We start from the raw sequence: 9,397 nt of genomic DNA, 5'->3' as shown, positions 1-9,397 counted from the left end.
CCCAACACAAAACAAGCCAAGTAAAACAAACGCATACAACGTAACGACACATGCGAACGGTCAAGTATCATATGGCGCACGTCCAACATACAAGAAGGCAAGTGAGACAAACGCATACAACGTAACAACACATACAAACGGTCAAGTATCATATGGCGCTCGCCCAACACAAAACAAGCCAAGTGAAACAAACGCATACAACGTAACAACACATGCAAATGGTCAAGTATCATATGGCGCACGTCCGGCACAAAACAAGCCAAGTAAAACAAACGCATATAACGTAACAACACATGCAAACGGTCAAGTATCATATGGCGCACGTCCAACATACAAGAAGGCAAGTGAAACAAACGCATACAACGTAACGACACATGCAAACGGCCAAGTATCATACGGAGCTCGTCCGACATACAAGAAGGCAAGTGAAACGAATGCATATAACGTAACAACACATGCAGATGGTACTGCGACATATGGGCCTAGAGTAACAAAATAAGTTTATAACTCTATCCATAAACATACAGTCAATACAAAACATTATGTATCTTTACAACAGTAATCATGCATTCGATGATGTTTCTAACTGAATTAAAGCATCGAACAATCGGAAGCATATTTCCAAATTATTTATTCATTATAGTCTTAAACATAACATGACCTAACATATTACTAACCTATTAAAATAAACCACGCACATCTATGTGATATACGACAATCACAGCAATAATAATTGCTATAGAAAGTCGTACCGAACTGGAACTTACAAGCCTAGTTCGAACGCACACTGATGTGAGTGGTTTTCTTTATTTTAAACATGAACAATCAGATAAGTTACTAGCATTAGCAAATATTATTAAATCAAAGGGCTTCGATTCATAAAATTTAAAACAATGATTAAAAGTAGACGTGTAAATGTTAAATTCTAAAACGGAAATACCCACCATTCTATTAAAACACCATTTTGTTCAATCACTATATTTCATATAGCTTCAATAATAAAACGAAACTGCTTCAACCCGTTTCAACTTCATCCTACTTCAATAACAAAACGAATCTGCTTCATCCAAAATCAATCATTTTAACGCACATATTCAAATATTGCAGCTGCCCCCATACCGACGCCAATACACATTGTCACCATGCCGTAGCGACTATCGGGGCGCCTACTCATTTCAGATAGTAAACGTGCGGTCAATATAGCACCGGTTGCACCTAATGGATGACCTAAAGCAATGGCACCACCATTTACATTAGTACGTGATAAATCTAGACCTACCGCATTCATAGAAGCGATAGTTTGAGATGCAAATGCCTCATTTAGTTCTACTAAGTCGATGTCTTCGATTGTTAAATTGCTGAGTGACAATACTTCAGGAATCGCATATGCAGGGCCAATACCCATTATTTTCGGATCCACACCGACAGCTTTGAAACCAACGAATCGAGCAATAGGTTTCACACCTAGTTCTTTCACTTTGTCTCCTGACATTAAGACGACAAATGCTGCGCCATCAGATAGTGGGGCGGATGTACCTGCAGTAACTGTACCATCAGCCTTAAACACTGTCGGTAATTTAGCTAATGCCTCTTTCGTTGTGTTAGGTCGAATTAACTCATCTTGATTGAATATACCTTCTTTAAAGTCGATTCCGTCTCCAGTATATTCTACGTATTCAACATTAATTGGAATGATTTCATCTTCAAAGCGACCTTCACGTTGCGCTTCATATGCGCGTTGATGACTTTGAACAGCATAGGTATCTTGTTCTTCTCTAGATACGTTATATTGCGACGCTACATTTTCAGCAGTTAAACCCATAGGGTATGACGCACCTATATCTTCATATTGTAATATTGGATTGTTGGTAGGTTCGTTTCCACCCATAGGGACAGCACTCATTAATTCTACGCCACCTGCCACGAGTATATCTCCTTGACCAGCCATAATTTGGTTGGCTGCAGTTGCTATTGTTTGTAGCCCAGATGAACAGTAACGGTTTATAGTTTGTCCAGGAATAAAGTACGATAAGCCTGTACGTAATGCAATCGTTCTTGCAATGTTTTGTCCTTGTAACCCTTCAGGAAAAGCGGTACCTACAATGACATCTTCAACCATATTATTATTAAACTTTCCACCAACACGTTTTAACACACCCTGTAATACTTTAGCAGCAACATCATCTGGTCTTTCATAAAATAGTGACCCTTGTTTTGCCTTTGCAGTAGCTGAACGTCCATAAGCTACAATATATGCTTCTTGCATGCTTATCATCCTCTCTTAATAAATGTCCTTTAATTACGTAATGGCTTACCAGTTTTTAACATATGTGTAATTCTATCGTATGTTTTTTTAGATTTTAGTAACTCTATAAAACTGATTTTTTCTAATTTTTGGATATAACGTTGATTAATATATGTGTTACGAAGTAGTTCGCCACCAGATAAAACATATGCAATTTCTAAGGCAATATGATAATCATAATCACTAATAAAATGACCTAGTCTTTGCGCGTCTAATTGTCCTTCAATGAATACTTTGTAATTTTCTCCTAAGCCAATATATTGGTGTTTTGGTTTAGGTATATAGTTTGTTTCTGCTTCATATTTTGCGCGTTTAAGTGCTACTTCGACACGTTGTGCTGTATTGAAAATAATCGTATCTGTATCACGTAAATAGCCATAACGGCGAGCCTCAAATGCATTAGTAGATACTTTTGCAAATGCGATGTTTGTAAGTACTTTAGTCATTGAAGCTTGTTTATCATCGAGTTTATGTGATGTGTGTAAAATGCGATCTGCCATTTCTGCAAGACCACCACCACTTGGTAATAAACCGACGCCCGCTTCAACAAGACCAATATATGTTTCACTTGCTGCTACAACGATAGGCGAGTAAAGTACAAGCTCACATCCGCCGCCTAGGGCACGACCTTGTACAGCTGTAACGATTGGCTTTAAGCTATACTTCAAACGATTAAAGCTATAATGCAATTTATCAATTGATTGTGCAACAACATCATCCACAAGACCTTCTTCATGCGCTTTTTTCATTAAGAAAAGGTTGGCACCTACGCTGAAATTATTACCATCAGCATAAATAACCATACTCGTATAATATTTGTTTTCCAGCAAATCAATCGCCTCAACTAAAGCATCATTAAATTCATCGGTAATGACATTATTTTTACTCTGTAATTTTAGTAAAAGTTGATCGTCGTGAGTTACAGAAAGTTTAGCATCACCTTTATCCCAAAGTTCATCTTTTATGAAGTGAGATACTGGTGTTACATATTCAATCGTTTCATTCTGTTTATAAAAGCTGCCATCTAATTCGTTAATCCATTGTGGTAAGTCACCAAGTTCATCTTCCATGCGCGATTTAACACGTTCAAATCCCATCGCATCCCATAATTGGAAAGGTCCAAGCTTCCAGTTAAACCCCCAAACAAGGGCGCGGTCAATGTCACGGAAGTCATCGGTAGCCTTAGGGACGTTGATCGCAGAGTAATAGAAATTATTACGTAAGGTTTTCCATAAAAATTGTCCTGCTTCATCTTGTGCATTAAAAATGACATCAAGGTTATGCACTAAATCTTTATTAAATTCATTTAAAATTGGTGATTGTGGTTGTGATACAGGGACATAATCTTGTTTTTCTTTATCATAAACAAGACGTTCTTTAGTATCTTTATCTTTTTTATAAAAACCTTGTTTTGTTTTACGACCTAGTGCACCAATATCAAACAATGTATTTACAACTTTGACATTGTGGAAATAGGGTGCTTCCTCAGGGACTTGCTGCATGCCTTTAATTACAGATACTGCAATGTCTAATCCGACTAAGTCAGATAGTGCATAAGTGCCTGTTTTAGGGCGACCAATCGCTTGTCCGGTTAAAGCATCCACATCTGTAATGTTTAAATTTTGCTGTTCGGCGCGGTACATAATATCATTCATTGTTTGTGTACCGACTCTATTGGCAACAAAGCTAGGCACATCATTGACGACAATGACACCTTTACCTAAGACATTTTGCACGAATTTTTTTACATCTAATATGATTGATTCTTTCGTGTGCGACGTAGGTATTAACTCCACTAACTTCATAATTCGTGGAGGGTTAAAGAAATGTAGCCCAAAGAATCGTTCTTGATCCTTCTCGTTAAATGCTTGAGCAATTGCTTTAATTGGTATACCTGATGTGTTAGTGGCGAATAAAGCTTCTTCTTTAGCATGTTGAGCGACTTGTTGCCATACCGCATGTTTGATTTTAATGTCTTCTTTAACTGCTTCGATATATAAGTCAGCATCATCATTAGTTAAGTCATCGGTAAAATTACCATATGTTAAATTACTTGCTAAATTCAAGTCGAATAGAAGTGGTCGTTTTTTGTCTATGATTTTATCATACGATTTCTTTGCAATAAGATTTGGATTGTTTTCGTCGACTACAATATCTAATAATTTTACTTTTAGACCTGCATTTACAAAGAGTGCTGCAAGCTGTGCACCCATTGTACCTGCACCAAGAACTGTTACTTTATTAATTGTCATAGTTATTCCTCCAATTTAGTTGAGGATAAGATAACCTCTAAAAATATCGGCCAGTTTTGCTATTTCGTAAAATGAATTAAAAGTATCTTTGTCAGCTATCTTAGCCTCTGATTTAAGGAAAGCATTATACTTAAAATAATTGTCTAGTTATGTGATACGTCGATATTTTCAAAATCACTTTTAGTTTAAACAAATGCTGAATCTCCAGTTAAGGCACGTCCAATTACTAACGCATTAATTTCATGTGTACCTTCGTATGTGTAAATTGCTTCTGCATCTGAGAAGAAACGTGCAATATCATAATCATCAGCAAGAATACCGTTACCACCTGTAATGCCTCGTCCCATAGCAACTGTCTCACGCAAACGTAAGGCATTCATCATCTTAGCCGTTGAAGTTGCAACTTCATCGTATTCGCCATGTGCTTGCATGTTAGCTAATTGGGCACATGTTGCCATTGCATGCGCTAGATTACCTTGCATCATTGCTAGCTTTTCTTGTATTAACTGATATTTACTAATTGGTTTGCCGAATTGTTTACGTTCAGTGACGTAATCTAATGTGGCACGTAAAGCACCAGCCATGCCACCTGTAGCCATATAAGCAACGCCTGCTCTCGTTGAATAAAGAATTTTAGCAATATCTTTAAAGCTTGTTATATTTTGTAAGCGATCCACTTCATTAACCTTGACATTGGTTAATTTGATCAGTGCGTTTGGCACGATACGAAGGGCGATTTTATTATCTATGACTTCAATATCTACACCGTCTTGCTCTGGTCTGACAACAAAGCAATGTGGTTTACCTGTTTCTTTATTTATTGCAAATACTGGAATGACATCAGATACATGTGCACCGCCAATCCATTTCTTTTCACCATTAATAACCCAAGTATCGCCTTGACGTTCAGCAACTGTTTCAAGACCTCCCGCAACGTCCGAACCGTGTTCTGGTTCAGTTAAAGCAAAGCATGTACGCAGTTCATGTGACTGTAATTTAGGTACATATTTCGCAATTTGTTCTTTGCTACCTCCGAAATAGAAAGTGTTATGCCCTAAACCTTGATGAACACCGAGTAGGGTAGCTAAGGAAATGTCAAATCGCGCGAGTAGGTAAGACATGAAAAACTGAAATAGTTGACTAGGCATTTTGGCGTTTGGACGATTCTTGTAAAGTAATGGATTGTTAAAGTAATTTAATTCTCCTAGATCTTTAAAATAGTCCTCGGGTACGGTAGCGTCTATCCAATGTTGATTAATATTTTTACGATATTTATTTTCTAGTAATGAATCTACTTGTTGTAAAAATTCGACTTCACCGTCTGTTAAACCTTTAGCAATACTAAGTACATCTTCAGGAAATAATGTTTTTAAGATTGTTTCTTTTTCAAATGTCATATAAATTCCTCCTAAAAATAATATGAATTCTAATGTTAAATGCATCTAATTCTGAGACAATACACCTTGTTTGTAAACGCTTTCATAAAAGGGTAAAAATTTTTATTACCTTTTAAAGTGTTTGTGAAACTTTGTCATTCATCATTTTCCGAATCGCGAGCTTATCTGGTTTTTGTGTACTGTTTAACGGCATATGTGTTACTGGTACATACATTCTCGGTACTTTATAACCTGCTAAACGACTTCGCATATGTTGGTCTAATATTTCGGTGTAATGAGGTTCATCTTCGCGAAGTATAATGGCAGCAGCAATTGACTCACCATATTTTGGATGATCATAGCCAACGACAACACACCGATCTATTAGTGGATGTTCAGCTAAAGCATTTTCGACTTCTGATGGTAAGACATTTTCACCACCAGTTATAATTAATTCCTTTTTGCGGTCAATAATAAATATATCGCCATCGTCGTCCATTTTTGCTAAATCTCCTGTCAATAAGTAACGACCATGAAACGCTTTAGCAGTCTCTGCTGGTTTATTCCAATATCCTGGCGTGACATTTTTAGCCTTAATTGCAAGTTCACCAATCTCGCCAGTAGGTACTTCCTCACCGTTATCATCAAGGATGCGTGCATCAACGAACATGACTGCTTTACCAATACTCATTGGTTTACGTTTTGAATTTTCCGGTGTATTAACAAGTACAAGAGGTGCTTCGGTTAAGCCATAGCCGTTAATAATGTTTATGCCATATTTTTTAAAAGCAGTTTGGATACTTGGTAATGGTTGTGAACCACCTTGGATAATATAATCCATAGCTTTAAAATTTTCAGGATTAAAATTACTAGCACGTAGCGTACTATAATACATTGTCGGAATCATGATAATAAATGTAGGATGATATTGTGCAATCATGTTATTTAATTCTTCTCCATTAAAATAACGTTGAAGAATCAATGTGCCACCTGACATCAATACGGGCAACACTGTATCATTAAATCCTAAAACATGGAACATAGGTGTAGATACAATCGTAATATAATTCGAATTAAACTTATATGTCAGTTCTAAGTTTGCACCATTATGAACAAATGACTCGTACGAGAACATCACGCCTTTAGGTGATCCGGTTGTACCACTTGTATAAATTAATGCTGCAAGATCATGTGGTTCGACAGGTGTTGCTTGAAAAGGTTGGTGATGATCTGGATCTACAATTTCATCATATTGACGTGAATCAATATCCATGTGTAGTAACTTTTGATCAATGTTTGTTAAAGAACTTAGGTGTTTTTCTGCATAAAAGAGAAGCTTTAATTGTGCATCTTCCACAATAGCTGCTATCTCTTTCTGGCTTAGTCTCCAATTCATGGGTAAAAATACAGCACCTGTTTTAAAACAAGCAAATAGTAAATCTAATATTGCAATGTCATTTGGCGCAAATATACCGATAACATCGCCTTTTTTTACACCTTGAGATGTTAAATAATGTGCCATATTATCAGCGCGTGCATTAAGTTGTTGGTATGTCCAAGATGTTTGTTTTGCGTGATCAATAACGGCAGGCTTGTCATCATCAAAGTCTGAACGCGTTTTTATCCAATCGAAATTCATTAGTATACCCCCTTTAGCTTCACTTTCATACTTTATGAATTGATTGTTTAAGTTGTCCCCATTGTTTTTGATAAATACTACTATCAATCAATTTTATGTTGTCAGCAATTATTGGTTTAAATGCCATTTGATTTAATATATCTTTTTGTAAATCAAGACCTGGAGCGATTTCAATTAGTTTCAAGCCTTGATTTGTAAGCTCAAATACTGCACGATCAGTAACAAAATAGACTTCTTGTTCAAGTGATTGTGAATATTGTGCATTAAAGTCGATATGACTCACGTCTGATACAAATTTCTTGTTTTGTCCTTCCGTTTCAATGTTTAATCGTTGGTTATGACATGAAACATGACTGCCAGCTACAAAAGTACCTGAAAAAATAATTTTGTTTACAGATTGTGTAATGTCTATAAATCCACCACAACCATTTAATCGGTCATTAAAGTAGGACACATTGACATTGCCATATTGGTCTACTTCTGCAAAGCTAAGATAAGCAACAGATACACCATTGTTATAGATGAAATCCCAAGCTTGATCATGACGCATACGTACATCTGCGTTATAGTTCATACCAAAACGCTCACGGCTACCTACAAATCCGCCAAAAATGCCGACGTCTAGAATTGGTTGTACATCATGTGCGACACGTTCTTCATAAAGCAAATTTGAAAGTTCATTGTTAATACCATAACCAATACTAATCGTATCGCCATATGTTAAAAATTGAGCGGCACGTCTAAGAATTAGTTTGCGATTATTAAATGGCAACGGTTGTTCAGGAATACAATCAATCCGTTCCTGACCTGACAATGCAGGTAAATAATGACTTTGAATTACTTGACGATGATTGCGATCTTCTTGGGTAACATATACATAATCAACAATACTTCCAGGAATAATAACATCATTCGGTTTTAGTTGATAGTCATCAACTATAGCTTTAACTTGTACGATAACGGTGCCATGATTGGCCTTAGTATTTAAAGCAACATGATAACTTTCACTCAAGTACGCTTCTTGTGTTAAATATATATTACCTTGCTTATCTGCATAGGTTCCTCTCAGCAATGCCACATCAACGCTAGGGAATGTGTAATGCAAATATGTTTGATCATCGATAGTTACTAATGAAACTAAATCATCAGTTGTTCGTGTATTTACTTTACCGCCACCGTATCTAGGATCAACAGCAGTATTTAAACCGATTTTAGTAACAACTCCAGGTAATAATTGATTACTTTGACGATAATGAGTAGCAATGACACCTTGTGGTAAAAAATAAGCTTCAATGTCATTATTTTTCATTGCTTGTGCCGTTTTAGAAGAAGCCGTTAAAATGCTCATAATGACACGTTTAATCATGCCACGTTCTATAAAATCATCTAAATCCGGTGCGACACCTAAACTATGGATATCATTCGCTAATATAAACGTTAAATCATTGGGCGTATGATATGTGTCATGTTGAGCTAACACAGCACGTAGAACTTCGGCGGGTAAATTGGCTATAGCTAAAGCTGATAAACCAATCACATCACCATCTTTAATGATATGTTGTAAGTCGTGCCATGTGATTTGTTTCAAGTAAGTCACCTCCATCACATTTGATAAGGTATAGCGTTTTTACACTTTGTGTAAACCCTTACAAGAAATATAACATAACGGCGTTTAAAATCAATTAGAAATATCTTTTTATTCTGACAATAGACACGTTATAGACATATTTTGATAATCGATAACAAGTGTAATATCAAGGGTTTGTAATGAATTGAATGTCATTAAAATGCTTATATAAAAATATTGCTCGGAACATAAAAAGTA

General features: G+C 36.3%; 6 protein-coding genes and 1 pseudogene. 1 reads left to right on the top strand and 6 read right to left on the bottom strand.

What is annotated here, in order from left to right:
* Positions 1 to 499, top strand: a pseudogene (locus tag CD116_RS14105) (staphylocoagulase); the annotation flags it as partial.
* A gap of 181 nt (positions 500 to 680) precedes the next feature.
* Here CD116_RS14105 and CD116_RS04080 read toward each other — a convergent pair.
* The 6 genes from CD116_RS04080 to fadX form a co-directional block, all read right to left on the bottom strand.
* A complete protein-coding gene (locus CD116_RS04080) occupies positions 681 to 788 on the bottom strand; it encodes a hypothetical protein (protein ID WP_047448799.1) in 108 nt (35 codons plus the stop codon).
* 293 nt (positions 789 to 1,081) lie between these two features.
* Complete coding sequence (locus CD116_RS04075; RefSeq protein WP_047548833.1) at positions 1,082 to 2,266, bottom strand: thiolase family protein; 1,185 nt, start codon at positions 2,264 to 2,266, stop codon at positions 1,082 to 1,084.
* A 29-nt stretch (positions 2,267 to 2,295) separates the two neighbouring features.
* Positions 2,296 to 4,557 (bottom strand): 3-hydroxyacyl-CoA dehydrogenase/crotonase FadB, encoded by a 2,262-nt coding sequence (gene fadB / locus CD116_RS04070; protein ID WP_047548830.1) that lies wholly within the window; start codon positions 4,555 to 4,557, stop codon positions 2,296 to 2,298.
* Between the two features lie 185 nt (positions 4,558 to 4,742).
* Positions 4,743 to 5,954 carry an acyl-CoA dehydrogenase FadE gene (gene fadE / locus CD116_RS04065; protein WP_047548827.1) on the bottom strand — a complete coding sequence of 404 codons (1,212 nt, stop codon included), beginning with the start codon at positions 5,952 to 5,954 and terminating at the stop codon, positions 4,743 to 4,745.
* 112 nt (positions 5,955 to 6,066) lie between these two features.
* Entirely contained in the window at positions 6,067 to 7,572 is a 1,506-nt protein-coding gene (gene fadD / locus CD116_RS04060; protein ID WP_047548824.1) for a long-chain-fatty-acid--CoA ligase FadD, read from the bottom strand.
* 25 nt (positions 7,573 to 7,597) lie between these two features.
* Complete coding sequence (gene fadX, locus CD116_RS04055) at positions 7,598 to 9,160, bottom strand: fatty acid degradation protein FadX (RefSeq protein ID WP_047424133.1); 1,563 nt, start codon at positions 9,158 to 9,160, stop codon at positions 7,598 to 7,600.
* Positions 9,161 to 9,397: the final 237 nt, after the last annotated feature.

Origin of the sequence: Staphylococcus schweitzeri (genome assembly GCF_002902405.1) — a bacterium.
In the GTDB taxonomy this organism is placed as follows: Bacteria; Bacillota; Bacilli; order Staphylococcales; family Staphylococcaceae; genus Staphylococcus; species Staphylococcus schweitzeri.
The sequence above is the reverse complement of the archived record's forward strand: the minus strand, read 5'-3'. Positions and strand labels throughout refer to the sequence as shown.

Excerpts from the sequence above, each read along its gene's own strand:
- fadB (WP_047548830.1), bottom strand. The coding sequence starts at position 4,557 with ATGACAATTAATAAAGTAACAGTTCTTGGTGCAGGTACAATGGGTGCA.
- fadD (WP_047548824.1), bottom strand. The coding sequence starts at position 7,572 with ATGAATTTCGATTGGATAAAAACGCGTTCAGACTTTGATGATGACAAG.
- CD116_RS04075 (WP_047548833.1), bottom strand. The coding sequence starts at position 2,266 with ATGCAAGAAGCATATATTGTAGCTTATGGACGTTCAGCTACTGCAAAG.
- fadE (WP_047548827.1), bottom strand. The coding sequence starts at position 5,954 with ATGACATTTGAAAAAGAAACAATCTTAAAAACATTATTTCCTGAAGAT.